Source organism: Ideonella alba, assembly GCF_018069845.1.
Lineage (GTDB): Bacteria > Pseudomonadota > Gammaproteobacteria > Burkholderiales > Burkholderiaceae_C > Ideonella > Ideonella alba.
In genome coordinates this window covers 38,380-57,690 of sequence record NZ_JAGQDD010000001.1, presented here as the reverse complement: position 1 = coordinate 57,690, position 19,311 = coordinate 38,380, and the positions used below count along the sequence as shown (strand labels likewise).

Below are 19,311 nucleotides of genomic sequence, written 5' to 3'. Positions count from 1 at the left end.
GTCAACGCAGCGGCTCCAGCGTCAGCAGCACCACGTCGTGGCTGCGCATCGGCCAGCGCCAGCGCAGCCGGCCATCGGCGCCCACGCGCACGGTGAGGTCGCGCTCGGGCCGGTCGGTGGTCAGCGCGCGCAGCCGCTGCAACTGCGCCGCACTGGGCTGGGCCGGCTTGCCCAGGCGGATCCAGGCGCTGTGCGCGTCGTTGGCATCGAAGCCGGTGCGCTGCAGCCGCAGGCGGTAGCGGCCGGGCGCCAGGCCCTCGACGCGCAGCGCCACCGGGGCGGCGCGCACCGCCGGGTGCAGGCGGGTGAAGTGCGGGCGGTTGCTGTCGGTCTGTTCGGGCAGGCGCCAGTCCCAGACCACGGCGGCGAGTCGCCGGCCGTCCACCGCGGCCCAGGTGGCGCCATCGTCGGCCGGCAGTTCGCGGCCGCGCAGCGCATGCAGGTAGCGGTAGGCGAACCAGGCGGGTTTGCGCAGGCCTTCGCGGGTCATCAGGCCGAAGCCGCCATGGAAGGTGGCGGGGGGCGGGCCGGCTTCCTCGAAGAGGTCGCTGTAGGTCCAGTAGCTCATCGCCTGCGCCAGGCCGCGCACCGCGCGCAGCTTCTCCAGCACATAGGCGGCGCCGATGTAGTGGTCGTGCACCGGGTCGCGCGGGTTGTAGCTGGTGCTCCACTCGGTGATGTGCAGCGGCAGGCCGGGGAAGGCCGAGGCGTCGATCTGCGCACGCACCCGCCGCACATCGCCGACGATGCTGTCGGGCGAGCGCGAGAGGCGGTTGTCGTCCTGGCCGTATTCGTCGAGGAAGCCGCCGTCGACGCCGTAGGTGTGGGTGCTGACGAAGTCCACCGCCACGCCCTCGGCCCAGACGAAGGCCAGGAAGGGCACGACCCAGTCGGCGCCGGCGGTGCCCGGCCCGCCCACGCGCAGGCCCGGGTCGACGCGCTTGAGCACGCGCGCGGTGTCGGCATACAGGCGGAAGTAGGCGGCCTGGTCGGCACGCTCCCAGAAGCCGTCCAGGTTGGGCTCGTTCCAGACCTCGAAGTGCCACTGGCGCACCTGCTCGGCGCCATAGCGCTGGATCAGGTGGCGCGCGAAGGCCTCGACCAGCTGCTTCCAGCCCTCGGGCTCGGGGTGCGAGGTCAGGCCCTGCCAGTGGAAGATCTTCAGCCCCGAGGTGGCCAGCGCCTGCGGCGTGAAGCCCAGCTCCACATAGGGCTGGATGCCGCGTGCCAGCAGCGCGTCGTAGAAGCGGTCGATGCCGCTGAAGTCGAACACCAGTCGCTCGCCGTCCTTCTTCACCGTGCCCAGCACGTCGTGGAAGATGGCGTGCAGGCGCAGCGAGCGAAAGCCCAGCTCGTCCACCGCGGTCTTCAGCTGCGCCAGCGCCTCGGGCCGGCCGGTGGTGCCGGGGAAGTCGGCGCCCACGGCCAGGTCGAAGAAGCGGTCCAGCGGCGCACCGGCGCGCGCCACATCCAGGGTGAGCACGCGCTGGGCGGGGGCGGCGCCAGCAGCCAGCGTACTGGTGGAGCCCAGCGCGAACAGGGCCAGCAGGGCATGGAGCGCGCGGCCCAGCAGTGGGGTCATCGGTCGGCCTCGTCGGGTTCGGTGGCATGGGGGAACGGGGCGCGCCAGGCCAGCCAGATCGGCGGCACCGACAGCAGCAGCACGGCACCGAAGAACAGCGGATAGGCGTGGCCGCAGGCGGCCCACAGCGCCGCGCTGGCGGTGCCGGTGGCCCACTTGGTCATCGCCATCACGCCGGTGGCCATGGCGTAGTGGGCCATGCGAAACGGCCCGGGCGAGACCTGCTGCATCATGTAGAGCATGTGGCCCACCGAGCCCATGCCGAAGCCGAACTTCTCCAGCGCCACCAGCGCGCCGATGCTCACCATCTCGGTGGGCATCGCCTGGCTGAGCCAGAAGTAGGTCAGGTGCGGCAGGTTCAGCGCCAGCGCCAGCCACAGGAAGCTGCGCCGCAGCGTGAAGCGGGCCACCACCGCGCCGCCGGCAAAGGCTCCGGCGATGAAGGCCAGCGTGCCGATCGTGCCCGCCAGGGTCCCCAGCGCGGCGTTGTCCAGGCCCAGGCCGCCGGCGCTGCGCGCGTCCAGCAGGAACAGCGGGCCGAACTTCTCGATGAAGCCCTCGCCGAAGCGGTAGAAGAAGACCACCGTCAGCATCGGCCAGATCGCCGGCTTGGCGAAGAAGCTGGCCCAGGCCTCGCGCACCGCGCGCCAGGCATCGGCCGCGCCACGCGCCTGCAGCGGCGCCAGCGCACCCGCAGGCAACACGCGCCAGTGCCAGACCCCGGCCAGCGCCATCAGCGTGCCGGCCAGGCCCATCACCAGCATCCAGCACTGCACCCAGGGCAGGCCGTGGGCCTCGTGCAGCCAGCCGGTCAGCGACACCAGCAGGCCCGAGCCCAGCACCGCGCCCAGGTTCCAGCACATGCCCTGCAGGCCGGCGTAGCGCGCCTGCTCGCGCGGCGTGGCGGTGCCCATGAAGACGCCATCGGCCACCGTGTCCTGCGTGGCCGAGGCAAAGCCGATCATCCAGAACAGCCACAAGGACAGCCGGAAGAAGCCCTCCAGCGGCAGGCTCAGCGCCACCAGGCCCAGCAGGCCGGCCATCGTGAACTCCATCGAGATCACCCACCAGCGCTTGCTGCGCCAGGCCTCCAGCAGCGGTGCCCACAGCGGCTTGAGCACCCAGGGCAGGTAGAGCTGCGAGGTGGCCAGCGCGATGGTTTCGTTGTCGACGCCCAGGTTCTTGTAGACGATGGCCGCCACCACGCCCACCATCACATTGGGCAGGCCCATCGCCAGGTACAGCGTGGGCACCCAGGCCAGCAGCGGGCGGCGCGGCGCACTCATCGCGACCTCCCGCCCAGCACCTGCAGGGCCGCCGTGACATACACCAGCGGTGCATTCCAGTTGATCGCCACCTCGTTGCTGGCGTAGCTGCAGTCATGGTCCAGCCAGGCCAGCGCCGGCTCGGTGCGGGCGTAGGGCACGGGACAGTGGGCCGCGTCGTCGCGGCCGGCATTGGGGCCGCCGACGACGAAGCCCGGCACCGGCGCGTCGATGCCGTCAGCCATCGACGGCCGGTGGTGCGGGTGCTGCGGCGAGCGGCTGCCAAAGCCGGTGACCTGGCTGTGGCCCAGCAGGTTGCGGCCCAGCACATGGTCGAGCAGGGCCTGGGCGGCATCGAGGTGGGCGCGTGGCCCGCCCTGGCGCGCCGACTGCAGCAGCACCAGCGCCTGGTTCAGCGCGCCGCCATTGCTGCCCCATCCGAAGTCCGTGACCTGAAGGCTCACGCCGGCGGCCGAGTCGCGCCAGCGGGCGGCCAGCGTGTCGGCCAGGCCGCGCAGGCGCTGCGCCGGCAGCGCGCGCTGCGGCGCGGGCAGGCGTGTGCGCGCATCGGCCAGCGCCAGCCAGGCCAGCGCGCTGACCTGGTTCCAGCCGGGCACCTCGATGCCCAGGCGCGGCAGGTCCAGCGCGGCGCGGTAGCGCGCCTCGCCGGTCAGCGCGAACAGCTCGGCGGCGGCCCAGGCCTGCTCATCGTCCAGTTGCTCGTCACCGTAGCCGCCGGTGTGGATGCCCTCGGGCTGGCGAAAGCCCTGGCGCGGGTGGGACTGTGCCCAGGTCCAGGCGCGCTCGGCGGCCAGGCGCAGCCGGGCGCCCTCGCCCTCGCGCAGCAGGCGCTGCGCGCCCAGCACCCGCGCAGCCAGCGCCGCGGTGGCGGCCAGGTCCAGCGCCGCGGCGCTGCTCTTGGCCACCAAGTAGCGCGGCGCGGTGGCCTCGGCCGGCATCACCACGCCGTCGAAGCCGGCGTTGCTGAGCTTGTGGTACACGCCGCCGTCGGTCGGGTCCTGCATGCTGAGCATCCAGTCCAGGTTCCAGCGCAGCTCCTGCACCAGGTCGGGCTGGCCGGGTGTGCTGTCGGGCAGCCCCACCCGCTGGGTGGCGAAGAAGGCCGGGAAATGCGCCTGCGCCAGCAGCAGCGTGGCCACGCTGATGGCCGAGTTGACGACGTACTTGTTGTAGTCGCCGGCGTCGTACCAGCCGCCCGGGCTGCTGACCCGGCTGCCCTCGGGCCGGCCCGGGCCGGCGGCCGAGGCGTGCACCAGCACCTCGGTGTCGGGGTGGCCGGCGGCGCGCGCCCAGCGGCCGGCGACCTCGGGGGTCAGGGCGATCGAGGCACGGTTGAAGGTGAAGGCCCGGATCGCCGCGGCGTTGAGCGCGACGTAGGCCTGGGGGTCGACGCGCCAGCTGGGCGAGTCAGCCACGCCCGCCGCGCGCAGCCGGTAGCGGCCCGGTTGCCGCAACGCCGAGAGGTCGACCAGCCGCACCGCCTGGCCCGCCGGCGCCCAGTGGCGCGCCGGCCCGGGCCAGCGGCTCAGCACGCGCCGTCCGCTGTCCAGGTCGATCACCTCGACCGGCCCGCGCACGGTGGCCGGCAGCAACGCCTGCTTGGTGGCCAGCGGGGTGAAGCCCACCTGATTGATGGCGATGGCCTCGGGCAGCACGGGGGCCGCCGCTGCCTGGCCTGCCATCAGGCAGGCGGCCAGCAGGCCGGTTGTGGCACGAATCCGCGGCGTCACGGCGCGTCCTGCCAGCGCAGGTGGACGATGCGAAAACCCTGGCGCTGCAGCAGCGCCAACAGGGCCGGCAGCGCCTGGGCCGTCTGCCGCTGGGCGTCGTGCAGCAGCACGATGCCGCGGCGCTGCGTGGCCAGCGCCTGTGTCAGGCGCGCGGCCAGGGCCTCGGTCGATCCGGCCGGCACCCAGTCCTCGATGCCCAGGTCGGCCGACAGCACGGTGATGCGCTCGGCGGCCAGCGCGGCGCGCAGCGTGTCGGTCTCGGCCAGGAAGGGGTAGCGCCAGAAGCGCGCGGGCTGGCCATAGACCTGCTCGAACAGCGCCTGGGCGCGCCGCAGGTCGGCCAGCTGCTGGGCGGGCGAGAGCGTGTCCGGCGGCTGGTGGGCGTGGCTGTGCAGGCCCACCGAGTGGCCCTCGTCGCGCAGGCGACGGGCCAGTGCCGGGGCGCGTTCGAGCTGCTGGCCGGTAACCAGGAAGCTGGCGCGCACGCACTGCGCGGCCAGCGCGGCCAGCACCGCCTCGGTGGCGCCGGGCTCGGGGCCGTCGTCGAAGCTCAGCACCAGCTCGCCCTCGGCCAGCGGCAGCGGGTCGTGCTGCAGCGTGCCATAGGCGGCCGCGGCGCGGGGCAGCGTGAGGACGCGGGCGGTGCCCAGCGCGCCGGGCGGGCACGCCGGCTCGACCGCGCAGGCCGAGGCCGCGAGCAGCAGACCGGCCAGAGCGCCCATGCCGCCCATGGCGCTCATGGCACGCGAGGCGCTCAGGCGGCGGACCATGTGATCTGGCCCGCACCGGCGTGGCGCGGGCTGGACAGGCCGTCGACCTCCAGGCCCCAGTCGTACAGCGCGCCCTGCTCCACGGTGGCGGTGTAGCGCATGCCCTGGCGGTGCACCCGCCCGCGCACAGCAATGCGGCCGTCGACCGACGGCACCTCGAAGGGCGCGCTGGCGCCGTCGGCCAGCGCGAACACGCGCAGCACCAGACCGCGGGCGTAGTCGTGGTCGGGGCGGCTGTCCTCGTCGCTGAAGGGCAGCACGCTGCCCGGGGCCACGTACAGCGGCAGGCTCATGAAGTCGTGCACCTCGCGCACCCAGCGGCCGCCGGGGCGGCGCTGGCCGCTGAGCAGATCGGTCCAGTCGCCGCGGCCGGTGTCGGGCAGGTAGACCTCGACCTCGCCGCTCTCGGTGAACACCGGCGCCACCAGCAGCGCGTCGCCCAGGTGGTACTGGCGGTCCAGCGCGGCGCAGGCCGGGTCGTCGGGGTGCTCCAGCAGCATCGAGCGCATCATCGGCACGCCGGTGGCGCTGGCGGCGATCGCCTGGGCATAGAGGTAGGGCATCAGCCGGTGCTTCAGGCGGGTGAAGCGGCGCAGCACGTCGCAGCTTTCCTCGTCGACCAGCCAGGGCACCCGGTAGCTGCTGCTGCCATGCAGGCGGCTGTGCGAGGACAGCAGGCCGAACTGGATCCAGCGCTTGTAGACGGCCGGCGGCGGGTGGCCCTCGAAGCCGCCGATGTCGTGGCTCCAGTAGGCAAAGCCGCAACTGGTCAGCGACAGGCCGCCGCGCAGGCTCTCGGCCATCGACTCGAAGGTGCTCCAGCAGTCACCGCCCCAGTGCACCGGGAAGCGCTGGCCGCTGGCGTAGGTGCTGCGGGCGAAGACCACGGCGTCCTCGCCCTTCTCCTCGCGCAGCAGATCGAACACCACCTCGTTGTACTTCAGCGCGTAGAGGTTGTGCATCTCCACCGGGTCCGAGCCGTCGTGGTAGACCACGCCCTCGCTGGGGATGCGCTCGCCGAAGTCGGTCTTGAAGCAGTCCACGCCCTGGGCCAGCAGCCGGCGCAGGTGGTCCTGGTACCAGCGCACCGCGCCCGGGTGGGTGAAGTCGACGATGGCCATGCCGGGCTGCCACAGGTCGGTCTGCCAGGTGCGGCCGTCTGGCCGCTTCAGGAAGAAGCCGCCGCGCACGCCCTCGTCGAACAGCGGCGACTTCTGCGCCACGTAGGGGTTGATCCAGAGGCTGATCTTCAGCCCCTTGGCATGCAGCCGGGCCAGCATGCCTTCGGGGTCGGGAAAGCCGCGCGGGTCCCACTGGAAGTTCACCCACTCGAACTCGCGCATCCAGAAGCAGTCGAAGTGGAACACCGCCAGCGGCAGCTCGCGGCGCGCCATCTCGTCGATGAAGTGGGTGGCGGTGGCCTCGTCGTACTGGGTGGTGAACGAGGTGGTCATCCACAGCCCGAAGCTCCAGGCCGGCGGCAGCGGCGCGCGGCCGGTCAGCGCGGTCAGGCGCTGCACCGCGGCCTTGGGCGTGGGGCCGGCGATCACGCAGTAGGCCAGACTCTCGCCGGCGCGGCTGAACTGCACGCGGGTGGTCTTTTCCGAGGCGACCTCGAAGGACACCGGACCGGCCTCATCCACCAGCACCCCGTAGCCGCGGCTGCTGAGGTAGAAGGGCACGCTCTTGTAGGCCTGCTCGCAGGCGGTGCCGCCGTCCTTGTTGGTGTTCTCCACCACCTGGCCGTTCTTCACGAAGGGCGTGAAGCGCTCGCCCAGGCCGTAGACCGTCTCGCCCACCGACAGCGTCAGCTGCTCGTGCATGAAGCTGCCGCGCTCGCCCCACTGCAGGTAGCCCAGGCTGCGCCAGTCGCTGCGGGTGAGCAGCCTGTCGCCATCGCGGAAGGTGAGCTGCCAGCCCTCGCCCTTGCGCAGCTCGACCGAGGCCGTGCCCGAGTGCAGACGCACGCAGCGCTCGTCCTCCTCGATGCGCACGGCCGGGGCGGTGGCGCCGGGCATCGGCACATGCAGCCGAGGCGGCTCACCCTCGGCGAAGTGCGCCACCGCCACGCGGATCACGCCCTCCAGCGGCGAGCTGAGCGTCAGGCTCAGCACCGGGCCCTGCAGCGTGTCGCCGCGGTGCTTGATCGCTCGGGTGGTGGCCAGCACCACGATGCGGGCAGCCTGCACGTCGATGCGGTAGGCCTCGCAGGCGTAGTGGGCGCTCAGGCCGGGCTGCAGCAGCCACTGGCCGTCGGTGAATTTCATGGCGGGGTCTCGGGCAGGGGCCGCACCGGTTCGTTGGCCCGGGTCGGCGTAAATTTACCGATAAATCAATCGCGTCAAAAAAGGAGCGCCAAGCGCTCTAGGCCGCAGTGTAGGCGCGTCAGCTGCCGGCAGCACCTCCGGCAGAACCCTGAGATCCAGGGCCACCGCGCCGGCCTGGGCCGCCCACGATCGAGGGAGTGCAGAGTGCACACCCGGCGGCGCCACAGCCGGCGTCTTGCCAGCTTCGCATCTACTTATGCAGGATGCGCATAGTTTCCCATTCCGTCGGAATTACCGGATCGTTACACTCGATCGGAGGCGCTCGGCCCCGGTCATCCCCGGTGGCGCGGGGTGCGTGGCCGCGGCCCCGATGTAACCCATCGGTACCCGCGACGAGGTCGGTCCCGACACGCGGACCGGGCATTGGGCGAGCGTCCAGACGGCTGTGCCAGGGGTTGCGCTGCCAGGGGGTTCGCCCAATGCCTTTTTTGTCTTTGCAACCTTGGAGCCCCCGATGAACCGTCCCCTGACGCCCGAGCTGCGCGCCAAAGCGCCGGCCTATGTGAAGAACGCCCGCCTGATCGAATGGGTGGGCCAGATCGCCGCGCTGACCGAAGCCGCCGATGTCTACTGGTGCGACGGCACCCAGGAAGAATACGACCGCCTGTGCCAGCAGCTGGTGGACGCCGGCACCTTCAAGAAGCTGCCCAAGCGCCCCGGCTCCTACCTGGCCGTGACCGACCCGTCCGACGTGGCGCGCGTCGAAGACCGCACCTACATCTGCTCGCAGAAGAAGGAAGACGCCGGCCCCACCAACAACTGGATGGACCCGGCCGAGATGCGCGCGCTGCTGCAGACCGGTGACAAGGCGCTGTTCAAGGGCTGCATGGCCGGCCGCACGCTGTACGTGATCCCCTTCAGCATGGGCCCGCTGGGCTCGCCGATCGCCCACATCGGCGTCGAGCTGTCCGACTCGGCCTACGTGGCCGTGAACATGAAGCTGATGACCCGCATGGGTCGCGCCGTGGTCGACCTGCTGGGCACCGACGGCGACTTCGTCCCCTGCGTGCACACCGTCGGCGCCCCGCTGGCCGAGGGCGCCAAGGACACCACCGCCTGGCCCTGCAACCCCACCGTCAAGTACATCGTCCATTACCCCGAGACCCAGGAGATCTGGTCCTACGGCTCGGGCTATGGCGGCAACGCGCTGCTGGGCAAGAAGTGCTTCGCGCTGCGCATCGCCAGCACCATGGGCCGCCAGCAGGGCTGGCTGGCCGAGCACATGCTGATCCTGGGCGTGACCAACCCGGCCGGCAAAAAGTACCACGTCGCCGCCGCCTTCCCCAGCGCCTGCGGCAAGACCAACTTCGCCATGCTGATCCCGCCGGCCGCGCTGGGCGGCTGGAAGGTCACCACCATCGGTGACGACATCGCCTGGATCAAGCCGGGCGCCGACGGCAAGCTCTACGCCATCAACCCGGAAGCCGGCTACTTCGGCGTCGCCCCGGGCACCAACTTCAAGACGAACCCGAACTGCATGGATTCGCTGAAGCAGGACGTCATCTTCACCAACGTCGCCCTCACCGACGACGGCGATGTCTGGTGGGAAGGCATGGACGGCGAGCCGCCGGCCCACGCCATCGACTGGCAGGGCAAGGACTGGACGCCGCAGATCGCCAAGGAAACCGGCGCCAAGGCCGCCCATCCGAACGCCCGCTTCACCGTGGCCGCCACCAACAACCCCGCGCTCGACCCGGCCTGGGACGACGCCAAGGGCGTGGCCATCGACGCCTTCATCTTCGGCGGCCGCCGCAGCACCACCGTGCCGCTGGTGACCGAGGCGCGCAACTGGATGGAAGGCGTCTACATGGCCGCCACCATGGGCTCCGAGACCACCGCCGCCGCCTTCGGTGCGCAGGGCGTGGTGCGCCGCGACCCGTTCGCCATGCTGCCCTTCTGCGGCTACAACATGAGCGACTACTTCCAGCACTGGCTGGACATGGAGCACAAGCTGCAGGGCCAGGGCTCGAACCTGCCCAAGATCTTCTGCGTCAACTGGTTCCGCAAGGGCGCCGACGGCAAGTTCGTCTGGCCCGGCTACGGCGACAACGCCCGCGTGCTGAAGTGGATGATCGGCCGCATCGAAGGCCAGGCCCAGGGCGAAGGCCACTTCTTCGGCATCAGCCCGCGCTACGAGGACCTGGACTGGACCGGCTTGGACTTCAGCAAGGCCCAGTTCGACAGCATCATCGACGCCGACCCCACCGCCTGGCAGGCCGAGCTGAAGCTGCACGACGAGCTGTTCAAGACCCTGGCCTACCACCTGCCGGCCGAGCTGACCGCCACCAAGCAGAAGATGGAAGCGGCGCTGGCCAAGTAAGCCCCGCCGCACCCGCGACCAAGGCCACCCGAGGGTGGCCTTTTTTCATCGCGTTCGGGCGGGGCCCGCGGCTCAGCCAGGCGCGGTGGCCGCCCGGCGCAGCGCACACAGATCCAGCACCGTCAGCCCGCGGCGCGCCAGACTGAGCACGCCCTGCGCCTGCAACCGGTGCAGCGCCACATGGGCCCGCTGGCGCGACACATTGGCCAGCAGGCCCACCTCGCGCTGGTCGATGTCCAGGTGGCTGCCGGTGCCCGGATACAGGTCTTCGTCGTACAGCCCGGCCAGCGCCCGCGCAACGCGCGCATCGGTGTCGAGCAGGCGGTCGTCCGAGAGCGTGCCGATGAAGTGGGCCAGGCGCGCGTTCAGCAGATCCTGCAGGCAGTGGTTGAAGGGAATGCTGGTGTGGCGCAACCACTCGAAGATGGCGCGCGGCACCAGTGCCAGCCGCAGCGGACGCAGCGCATAGACGTCGTAGCGCCGGGCCTCGTGCTTCATCAGCGAGCCCTCGCCGAACCAGGCCCCGGCGCAGACGCCGGTCAGCGTCGACACCTTGCCGTCGGCCGAGGCCACCGACATCTTCGCGAAGCCCTCGACCACGCCGCACCAGTGCTCGACCACCTCGCCGGCGCGCAGCACCCACTGCCCGCTGTCGCAGCGGCGTTGCTCGGTGTGCGCCAGTACCACCGACAGCTGCTCGCTGGTCAGCGCGCGCGACCAGCCCGCCGAGCGCAGGAAGGCCTCCAGCGGGTCGTGAGGGGTGGCAGCTTCAGGGAAAGTACGGTCCATGCGGCGCCTCCAGTGTCATCGCGACGACTCGGCGTCCAGGCCCCCGAATCTAAGCTGGAAGCCAGCGCAGCGCATCCGTGAAATCCAAGCGCTGCGAACAAGACCCGGACCGCCACGGCGGATCCGGCCGCCCCGCTGTTGAGGAGACCCTGCGATGAAACTGCTCCTGTCCTGTTCCCGGCTGCTGCGCACCCTGCTGGGCAGCCTGTGGCTGGCGACGCTGCCCGCCCACGCAGCCGACGTCTGCGCCGGCCTGGCCAATGCCCGCGTGCCGGCCGACCAGATCGGCCTGCCCACCTCGGGGGCCGTGGTGCGCAGCGCACGCGCGGTGGGCCCGCTGGGCCAGTCGCCCGACCATTGCGAGCTGGCCGGCGAGATCGCTCCGGTCGATCCGGCCGCGCCACCGATCCGATTCCAGCTCAACCTGCCCGCCCACTGGAATGGCAAGGCGCTGCACTTCGGCGGTGGCGGCTTCGATGGCAGCGTGGTCAGCGCCACCGGCAACGTGCCGCACGCCTGGCCCGGCAGCAGCACGCCGCTGCAGCGCGGCTACGCCACCTATGGCAGCGACGGCGGCCACAGCGGCAGCGACCCCGACGCCTCGTTCGCCCGCAACGACGAGGCGCTGCGCAACTTCACCGGCGAGGCGCTGAAGAAGGTGCACGACACGGCGCAGGCGCTGCTGCTGCGGCGCTATGGCCGGCTGCCCTCGCTCACCTACTTTGCCGGTGGCTCGACCGGCGGGCGCGAGGCGCTGTCGGTGGCGCAGCGCTACCCACGCGACTACCAGGGCATCATCGCCCATTACCCGGCGCTGGAATTCGTCGGCATGATGATGCGCGCCAACGCCTTCGCCCAGTCGCTGTACGGGCCGGGCGGCTTCACCAGCTGGGGCAAGCTGGAGACCCTGAACCAGCATGTCATCGCCGCCTGTGACGCGCTGGACGGCCTGGCTGACGGTCTGATCAACAACGTCCGCGCCTGCCGCTTCGACCCGCAGGTGCTGCGCTGCTGGTCGAACATCGACTGGGGCGACAGCTGCCTCACCGACGCCCAGCTGGCCACGGTGCGCACCCTGTCGGACACACACCCACTGGCCTTCCGGCTGGCCAACGGCCTGGACTCCGCGCCGCCCTACGGCATCCTGTACGGCGCCAACTTTGCCGGGCCGGTGGACATCGGCACCTGGCCCGAGCTGCTGGACCCGCCGGTGCTGGGCCTCAACGGCTACGTGGCCTCGATGCACAGCGGCTACCTGAAGCACTTCATCACGCGCGACCCTGCCTACTCGCCATTCGACTTCGACCCCGTCACCGCCGGGCCCTGGCAGGCCCGCGTGCAGACCGTGTCGGCGCTGCACGACGCCACCTCGGTCGAGCTGGGCGAGTTCATCCAGCGCGGCGGCAAGATCCTGCTGGCCCACGGCACGTCCGACACCATCGTGCCCTTCAGCGTCAGCGTGCGCTATGTCCAACGGCTGCGCGAGGCGCTGGGTTCGGACGCGGTGGACCAGTTCCTGCGCTTCTACCCGGTGGCCGGATTCGGCCATGGCGAGGGCCGCTACACGCTGGCCTGGCGCTCGCTGGACCTGCTGGAGGACTGGGTGGAACGCGGCGTGGCACCGAAGCGCCCGACGATGCGCAACCTGCTGGACCTCCTCGGCCAGGAGCGACCGATGTGCAGCTACCCGACCTTCCCGCGCTACCGGGGCGGCGATGTCCAGCAGGCCAGCAGCTACAGCTGCGCCAGACGCTGAGTTCTGGTCACCCCACCGGATCCAGGGCCACCACACGGTGGCCCTCGGTTCTTTGGGGGGCTCGCCACACTCCGGGTAGAGACCCTGATTTGTCACACCCCCCTGTTCCCCTTATAAAGAATTCGCCTGCGGTCTGGGTCTGCATCAGGACCCGCCTATCGGTCCGGCCATCAGCCGGGCAGGGCTGCCGGCATCCCCCCCGCACCCCTGATTTGTTTTTGTGGCCGGCGCCCCTTGCCGGCGAGGGGTGGCTTGTCGCGATTCGAGGAGTCTCATGTCCCGCACGCTGAAGGACCTGCTGGCGCAAGGCGCCGAAACTGCCACCGCGGTGTCTGCGCCGGGGCGCCCGGCGCTGGACCATGGCGGCCTGCGCCGTCTGATCGATGCCACGCTGGCGCGTCTGAACGCACTCGGCCTGGGCCGCAATGACCGCGTGGCCATCGTGCTGGACAACGGCCCGGAGATGGCCACCTGCTTCATCGCCTGCGCCAGCGGCGTGGCCAGCGCGCCGCTGAACCCGGCCTACCGCGCCGACGAGTTCGAGTTCTACCTGTCCGACCTGAACGCCAAGGCGCTGATCGTGGCGCGCGGCAGCACGTCGCCGGCGGTGGACGTGGCCCTGAAGCTGGGCGTTCCGGTGCTGGACCTGGTCAGTGACGCGGCCGAGCCCGCCGGCCTGTTCACACTGTCGCCGCGCGAGGCGCACGCCGCCACCGCCACCGCCAACGGCGGCTATGCCCAGCCCGAGGACATCTCGATGGTGCTGCACACCTCGGGCACCACCTCGCGGCCGAAGATCGTGCCGCTGTCGCAGGGCAACCTGGCGGCGTCGGCCGTGCACATCGCGCGCACGCTGCAGTTCAGCGCTCAGGACTGCGGGCTGAACATCATGCCGCTGTTCCACATCCACGGCCTGATCGCCGGCGTGCTGGCGCCGCTGTCGGCGGGCTCGCAGGTGTTCTGCACGCCGGGCTTCAATGCGCTGAAGTTCTTCGGCTGGATGGATGAGGCCAAGCCCACCTGGTACACCGCCGTGCCCACGATGCACCAGGCCATCCTGGGCCGCGCGTCGAAGAACGCCGACGTCATCGCGCGGCATCCGCTGCGCTTCCTGCGCTCGTCGTCGTCGTCGATTCCGCCGCAGGTGATCCGCGAACTCGAGGACGTGTTCAAGGCGCCGCTGATCGAGGCCTACGGCATGACCGAGGCCACGCACCAGATGTGCTCCAACCCGCTGCCGCCGGCGGTGCGCAAGCCCGGCACGGTGGGCCCGTCGGGCGGCCCCGAGGTGGCGATCATGGCCGAGGACGGCACGCTGCTGGCCGCCGGCCAGACCGGCGAGATCGTCATCCGCGGCCCCAACGTGACCGCCGGCTACGAGAGCAACCCCACGGCCAATGCCGAGGCCTTCGTGAACGGCTGGTTCCGCACCGGCGACCAGGGCGTGATGGACGCCGACGGCTATGTCTCGATCACCGGCCGCCTCAAGGAGATCATCAACCGCGGCGGCGAGAAGATCAGCCCGCGCGAGGTGGACGAGATCCTGATGGACCACCCCGCGGTGGCGCAGGTGGTGTGCTTTGGCATGCCGCACGCCAAGCTGGGCGAGGAAGTCGCCGCGGTGGTGGTGCTGCGCGAGGGCCACGAAGCCACCGAGCGCGATCTGCAGGCCTTCGTGGCCGCGCGCGCCGCCGACTTCAAGGTGCCCAAGAAGGTGCTGTTCATGCCGGAGATCCCCAAGGGCGCCACCGGCAAGCTGCAGCGCATCGGCCTGGCCGCCAAGCTCGGCCTGGGCTGACACCGCCTTCCCCGGATTCGTTCTCCCACTTGAGAAAGGTTCCATCATGACGACGCGACCGACCCTGAAGCGATGGCTGTGCAGCGCTGTGGCGCTGGCCGGTGCCTGTGCCAGCCTGGCGGCCTCCGCCTGGGAGCCGAGCAAGCCGATCGAGTTCGTGGTGCCCGCCGGCACCGGGGGCGGCGCCGACCAGATGGCGCGCTTCATCCAGGGCGTGGTGGCCAAGAACAACCTGGCCAAGCAGCCGATCGTGGTGGTCAACAAGTCGGGCGGCGCGGGCGCCGAGGGCTTCCTGGACGTCAAGAACGACAAGGGCAACCCGCACAAGATCGTCATCACGCTGTCCAACCTCTTCACCACCCCGCTGGCCACCGGCGTGCCCTTCAACTGGCGCGACCTGACGCCGGTGCAGATGCTGGCCCTGGACCAGTTCGTGCTGTGGGTCAACGAGGAGGCGCCCTTCAAGACCGCCAAGGCCTACTTCGACGCCATCAAGGCCGGCACGCCCAACCAGTTCAAGATGGGCGGCACCGGCTCGAAGCAGGAAGACCAGATCATCACCGTGATGATGGAGAAGGCCGCCGGCAAGAAAATGACCTACGTGCCCTTCAAGGGCGGCGGCGACGTGGCGGTGCAGCTGGTGGGCAAGCACATCGATTCCACGGTGAACAACCCGATCGAGGCCGAGTCGCACTGGCGCGCCGGCAAGCTGCGCGCGCTGTGCGTGTTCGACAAGGACAAGCTGCCCTACACCGACAAGGTCACCGCCACCCAGTCCTGGGCCGATCTGCCGCCCTGCGCGTCGGCCGGCATCCCGGTGGAGTACCTGATGCTGCGCGGCATCTTCATGCCGCCGGGCGTCACGCCCGACCAGACCAAGTACTACCTGGACCTGTTCGCCAAGGTGCGCGCGCTGCCGGAGTGGAAGGAGTTCATGAACAAGGGCGCCTTCCGCCAGACCGCGCTCAGCGGCCAGGCCTTCTTCGACTGGCTGGGCCAGAACGAACAGATGCACCGCGTGCTGATGAAGGAAGCGGGCTTCCTGGCCCAGTGACCCGCAGCTGATACCCCCCGATCGCCCCCGATCGACCCCGAGGCGCCTGGCCGCAGGCCGGGCCGAGGAGACATGATGACGGACGCAACGGAGTCCGACGACGAACGCGTCGTCGGCGTCCGCGGGCCGGAGGTCGGCATTGCCGCGCTCCTGCTGGCGGTGGGCGCACTGGTGGTGGCTGACAGCCTGCGCGTGGGCATCGGCTGGGCCGATGACGGCCCACGATCGGGTTACTTCCCGTTCTACGTGGGCCTGCTGCTGATGGGCGCCAGCGCCTGGACCATGGCGCGCGGGCTGATGGGCCGCAGCCCGCTGAAGCCCGTCTTCGCCAGCCGCACCGAGCTGGGCCAGGTGCTGGCGGTGCTGGTGCCGATGGTGCTGTACGTGGCGCTGGTGGCGGTGCTGGGCATCTACGTGGCCTCGTTCGCGCTGATCGCCTACTTCATGAAGCGGCACGGCAGCTACGGCTGGCTGCTGACGGTGGCGGTGGCGGCCGGCGTGCCGATCGCCTTCTTCCTGCTCTTCGAGCGCTGGTTCCTCGTGCTGCTGCCCAAGGGCCCGCTCGAGGCCGCGCTCGGTCTCTGAGGCACGCCGCGATGGAAGACTTCGGCAACCTGATGGGCGGCTTCGCGGTCGCCATGACCGGGCCCAACCTGCTGTACATGCTGGTGGGCATCCTGCTGGGCGTGCTGATCGGCGTGCTGCCCGGGCTGGGCGGCGCCAACGGCGTGGCGATCCTGCTGCCGCTGACCTTCAGCATGAACCCGACCTCGGCGATCATCATGCTCAGCTGCATCTACTGGGGTGCACTGTTCGGCGGGGCGATCACCTCGATCCTGTTCAACATCCCGGGCGAGCCCTGGTCGGTGGCCACCACCTTCGATGGCTTCCCGATGGCCCAGCAGGGCCGCGCCGCGCAGGCGCTCACCGCCGCCTTCACCTCGTCCTTCGTGGGTGCCTTCTTTGCGGTGCTGCTGATCACCTTCCTGGCGCCCTGGCTGGCCAAGTTCGCGCTGAAGTTCGGGCCGGCCGAGTTCTTCGCGGTGCAGCTGCTCACCTTCTGCAGCTTCGTGGGGATGAGCAAGGAGCCCCCGATGAAGACCATCGCCGCGATGATGCTGGGCTTCGCGCTGGCCGCGGTGGGCATGGACACGGTGACCGGCCAGCTGCGCATGACCTTCGGCGTGCCCGAGCTGCTCAAGGGCTTTGACTTCCTGATCGCGGTGATCGGCCTGTTCGGCATCGGCGAGATCCTGCTGACCATGGAAGAAGGCCTGGCCTTCAAGGGCAAGAGCGCGCGCATCAGCCCCAAGGTGGTGCTGCAGACCTGGGCCGAGATCGCCAAGCACTGGAAGGTCTTCCTGCGCTCCACCGCGATCGGCTGCTGGATGGGCATCACGCCCGGCGGCGCCACGCCGGCCTCGTTCATGGGCTATGGGGTGGCGCAGCGCTTCTCGAAGAACCCGCAGCAGTTCGGCAAGGGCGCGATCGAGGGCGTGGTCGCGCCCGAGACCGCCGCGCACGCCGCCGGCACCTCGGCGCTGCTGCCGATGCTGACGCTGGGCATCCCCGGCTCGCCCACCGCCGCGGTGCTGCTGGGCGGCCTGCTGATCTGGGGCCTGCAGCCCGGGCCGATGCTGTTCGTCGAGCAGAAGGACTTCGTCTGGGGCCTGATCGCCAGCATGTACCTGGGCAACCTGGTGGGCCTGCTGGTGGTGCTGACCACGGTGCCCTGGTGGGCCGCGCTGCTGCGCATCCCGTTCTCGGTGATCGCGCCGGTGATCATCGTGATCTGCGCGATCGGCGCCTACACCGTGCACAGCTCGATGTTCGACGTGGTGCTGATGCTGGTCTTCGGCGTGCTGGGCTACTTCTTCAAGAAGCTGAAGTACCCGCTGGCGCCGCTGGTGCTGGCGCTGGTGCTGGGCGACATGGCCGAGGCGAGCTTCCGCCAGGCGATGCTGCTGTCGCAGGGCAGCCTGAGCATCTTCTGGTCGAACGGCCTGGTGGGCTCGATCGTCGCGCTGGCGCTGGCGATGCTGGTGTGGCCGCTGCTGAGCTTCGCGCGGCAGACGCTGCGGCGGCGAGAATACCGGCCCGCGGCATGAGGTTCCCGAGATGAAGATCGCTGTTGTTGGCGCCGGTGCGATCGGCGGCTACCTGGGTGCGAAGCTGGCGATCGCCGGCGAGGACGTCACCTTCATCGCGCGCAACCGCAACCTCGAAGCGATCCGCGCGCGCGGCTTCCGGCTGATCCTGGAGGACGGCCGCGAGGAACACGCGCCCACCGCGAAGGCGGTGCAGACCATGGCCGAGGCCGGCCCGCAGGACGCGGTGCTGCTGACGCTCAAGGCCCACCAGGTGCGCGATGTGCTGCCCGATCTGCGCGCGCTGTTCGGCCCGCAGACCGTGGTGGTCACGATGATCAACGGCATCCCCTGGTGGTACTTCCACAAGCTGGGTGGCGCCTTCGAGGGCCGGCAGCTGGAGAGCGTCGACCCCGGCGGCCTGATCGATGCGCACATCGAGCGCGAGCGCATCATCGGCAGCGTGGTCTACCCCGCGAGCGAACTGGTCGAGCCCGGCGTGGTGCGGGTGATCGAGGGCAACCGCTTCACGCTGGGCGAGCTCGATGGCGAGCGCACGCCGCGCATCGAGGCGCTGTCGCAGGCGCTGATGCGCGCCGGCTTCAAGGCGCCGGTCAGCCGCGACATCCGCTCGGAGCTGTGGATCAAGCTGTGGGGCAACCTGAGCTTCAACCCGATCTCGGCGCTGACCCACGCCACGCTGGAGCAGATCTGCCGCTTCGAGCCCACGCGCGCGCTGGCCGCGGCGATGATGCGCGAGGCGCAGACCGTGGCAGAGGCGCTGGGCGTGCGCTTCAAGATCTCGCTGGAGCAGCGCATCGCCGGGGCCGAGGCGGTGGGCGCGCACAAGACCTCGATGCTGCAGGACGTGGAGCAGGGCCGCGCGCTGGAGCTGGAGGCGCTGGTGGGCTCGGTGGTGGAGCTGGGCCGCATCACCGGCACGCCCACGCCCACGATCGACGCGATCTACGCCGCCACCCGGCTGCTGGCGCAGAGCCTGGCGGCGCAGCGCGGGCGGCTGCAGATGGAGCCGCTGGGCTGATCAGCCAAAGGTGTTGACCAGGCGGCCGATGCCGTCGATCTCGACCGCCACCTCGGTGCCCGGCTTCATCGGCAGCACGCCCAGTGAGGTGCCGCACAGGATCACGTCGCCGGGCTCCAGCGTCATGTCCTGCGACAGCCGCGCCACCAGTTCGTGCGGCGGGAAGATCATGTCGGCCAGCGGGTAGTTCTGCCGCTCGCGGCCGCCCACGGTCGTGCGCACCGACGCGGTGGCGGCGTCAAAGTCGGTCTCGATCACCGGCCCGAACACCCCGAAGCCGTCAAAGCCCTTGGCCCGCGTCCACTGCGGGAAGGCCGGGTCGCGGTTCAGCAGCTCGATCGCCGTCAGGTCGTTGGCGCAGGCGTAGCCGAAGATGTGGTCACGCGCCTGCTCAGCCGTGATGCCGCGCGCCTGGCGGCCGATCACCACCGCCAGCTCGCCCTCATAGGCCACGCGCCCCACCTCGGGTGGCGGCGCGGCGATCGCCTGGCCATGCGCCGCATAGCTGTTGGGCGTCTTGACGAAGTACAGCGGCTCGGCGGGCACCGCCCAGCCGTTCTTCTCGGCCGCGGCGCGGAAGTTGTTCCACAGCGCCAGCATCTTGCCGGGCCGGCAGGGCGTGAGCCACTGCAGATCCGCCAGTGGCAGGCGCTGGCCGGTGGGGCGGGGCTCGCCGAACAGCTCGCCCTCAAACACCAGCAGGGCATCACCGTCCAGCGTGCCGAACAGCTCCTGGCCGTTCAGGCGGGCGCGCATCCACTTCATGAACT

14 protein-coding genes are annotated in these 19,311 nt (G+C 70.6%); 7 read left to right on the top strand and 7 right to left on the bottom strand.

The window, feature by feature from the left end:
• Nucleotide 1: 1 nt before the first annotated feature.
• From KAK03_RS00260 to yicI, 5 genes are read right to left on the bottom strand one after another with little or no spacing between them, the layout of a single operon-like run.
• Nucleotides 2-1,582, bottom strand: coding sequence for a GH39 family glycosyl hydrolase (locus tag KAK03_RS00260; protein WP_210851013.1), 1,581 nt, complete (start codon nt 1,580-1,582; stop codon nt 2-4).
• Nucleotides 1,579-2,868 (bottom strand): MFS transporter, encoded by a 1,290-nt coding sequence (locus tag KAK03_RS00255; RefSeq protein ID WP_210851012.1) that lies wholly within the window; start codon nt 2,866-2,868, stop codon nt 1,579-1,581. The genes KAK03_RS00260 and KAK03_RS00255 overlap by 4 nt, the downstream gene beginning before the upstream one ends.
• Nucleotides 2,865-4,598 (bottom strand): glycoside hydrolase family 9 protein, encoded by a 1,734-nt coding sequence (locus KAK03_RS00250; protein WP_210851011.1) that lies wholly within the window; start codon nt 4,596-4,598, stop codon nt 2,865-2,867. Before KAK03_RS00250 ends, KAK03_RS00255 begins: the two co-directional genes overlap by 4 nt.
• Complete coding sequence (locus KAK03_RS00245; RefSeq protein WP_210851010.1) at nt 4,595-5,368, bottom strand: polysaccharide deacetylase family protein; 774 nt, start codon at nt 5,366-5,368, stop codon at nt 4,595-4,597. Before KAK03_RS00245 ends, KAK03_RS00250 begins: the two co-directional genes overlap by 4 nt.
• Nucleotides 5,353-7,635 carry an alpha-xylosidase gene (gene yicI / locus KAK03_RS00240; protein WP_210851009.1) on the bottom strand — a complete coding sequence of 761 codons (2,283 nt, stop codon included), beginning with the start codon at nt 7,633-7,635 and terminating at the stop codon, nt 5,353-5,355. Before yicI ends, KAK03_RS00245 begins: the two co-directional genes overlap by 16 nt.
• Before the next feature lie 514 nt (nt 7,636-8,149).
• On the opposite strand from yicI, the gene KAK03_RS00235 reads away from it, so the two are divergent.
• Entirely contained in the window at nt 8,150-10,015 is a 1,866-nt protein-coding gene (locus KAK03_RS00235) for a phosphoenolpyruvate carboxykinase (GTP) (RefSeq protein ID WP_210851008.1), read from the top strand.
• 72 nt (nt 10,016-10,087) lie between these two features.
• Here KAK03_RS00235 and KAK03_RS00230 read toward each other — a convergent pair whose 3' ends face one another.
• On the bottom strand, nt 10,088-10,804 hold the full coding sequence (locus KAK03_RS00230; RefSeq protein WP_210851007.1) for a Crp/Fnr family transcriptional regulator: 717 nt from the start codon (nt 10,802-10,804) through the stop codon (nt 10,088-10,090).
• Between the two features lie 154 nt (nt 10,805-10,958).
• On the opposite strand from KAK03_RS00230, the gene KAK03_RS00225 reads away from it, so the two are divergent.
• The 6 genes from KAK03_RS00225 to KAK03_RS00200 all read left to right on the top strand — a co-directional run bounded on the left by KAK03_RS00225 (nt 10,959) and on the right by KAK03_RS00200 (nt 18,541).
• On the top strand, nt 10,959-12,560 hold the full coding sequence (locus KAK03_RS00225; protein ID WP_210851006.1) for a tannase/feruloyl esterase family alpha/beta hydrolase: 1,602 nt from the start codon (nt 10,959-10,961) through the stop codon (nt 12,558-12,560).
• A gap of 274 nt (nt 12,561-12,834) precedes the next feature.
• Entirely contained in the window at nt 12,835-14,358 is a 1,524-nt protein-coding gene (locus KAK03_RS00220; RefSeq protein ID WP_210851005.1) for an acyl--CoA ligase, read from the top strand.
• A 46-nt stretch (nt 14,359-14,404) separates the two neighbouring features.
• On the top strand, nt 14,405-15,412 hold the full coding sequence (locus KAK03_RS00215; RefSeq protein ID WP_210851004.1) for a Bug family tripartite tricarboxylate transporter substrate binding protein: 1,008 nt from the start codon (nt 14,405-14,407) through the stop codon (nt 15,410-15,412).
• 75 nt (nt 15,413-15,487) lie between these two features.
• On the top strand, nt 15,488-15,997 hold the full coding sequence (locus tag KAK03_RS00210) for a tripartite tricarboxylate transporter TctB family protein (protein ID WP_210851003.1): 510 nt from the start codon (nt 15,488-15,490) through the stop codon (nt 15,995-15,997).
• Nucleotides 15,998-16,008: 11 nt separating this feature from the next.
• Complete coding sequence (locus KAK03_RS00205) at nt 16,009-17,520, top strand: tripartite tricarboxylate transporter permease (RefSeq protein WP_210851002.1); 1,512 nt, start codon at nt 16,009-16,011, stop codon at nt 17,518-17,520.
• Between the two features lie 10 nt (nt 17,521-17,530).
• Nucleotides 17,531-18,541, top strand: coding sequence for a 2-dehydropantoate 2-reductase (locus KAK03_RS00200; protein WP_210851001.1), 1,011 nt, complete (start codon nt 17,531-17,533; stop codon nt 18,539-18,541).
• On the opposite strand, the gene KAK03_RS00195 is transcribed toward KAK03_RS00200, so the two are convergent.
• Entirely contained in the window at nt 18,542-19,306 is a 765-nt protein-coding gene (locus tag KAK03_RS00195; RefSeq protein WP_210851000.1) for a fumarylacetoacetate hydrolase family protein, read from the bottom strand. It abuts the gene before it with no gap.
• Nucleotides 19,307-19,311: the final 5 nt, after the last annotated feature.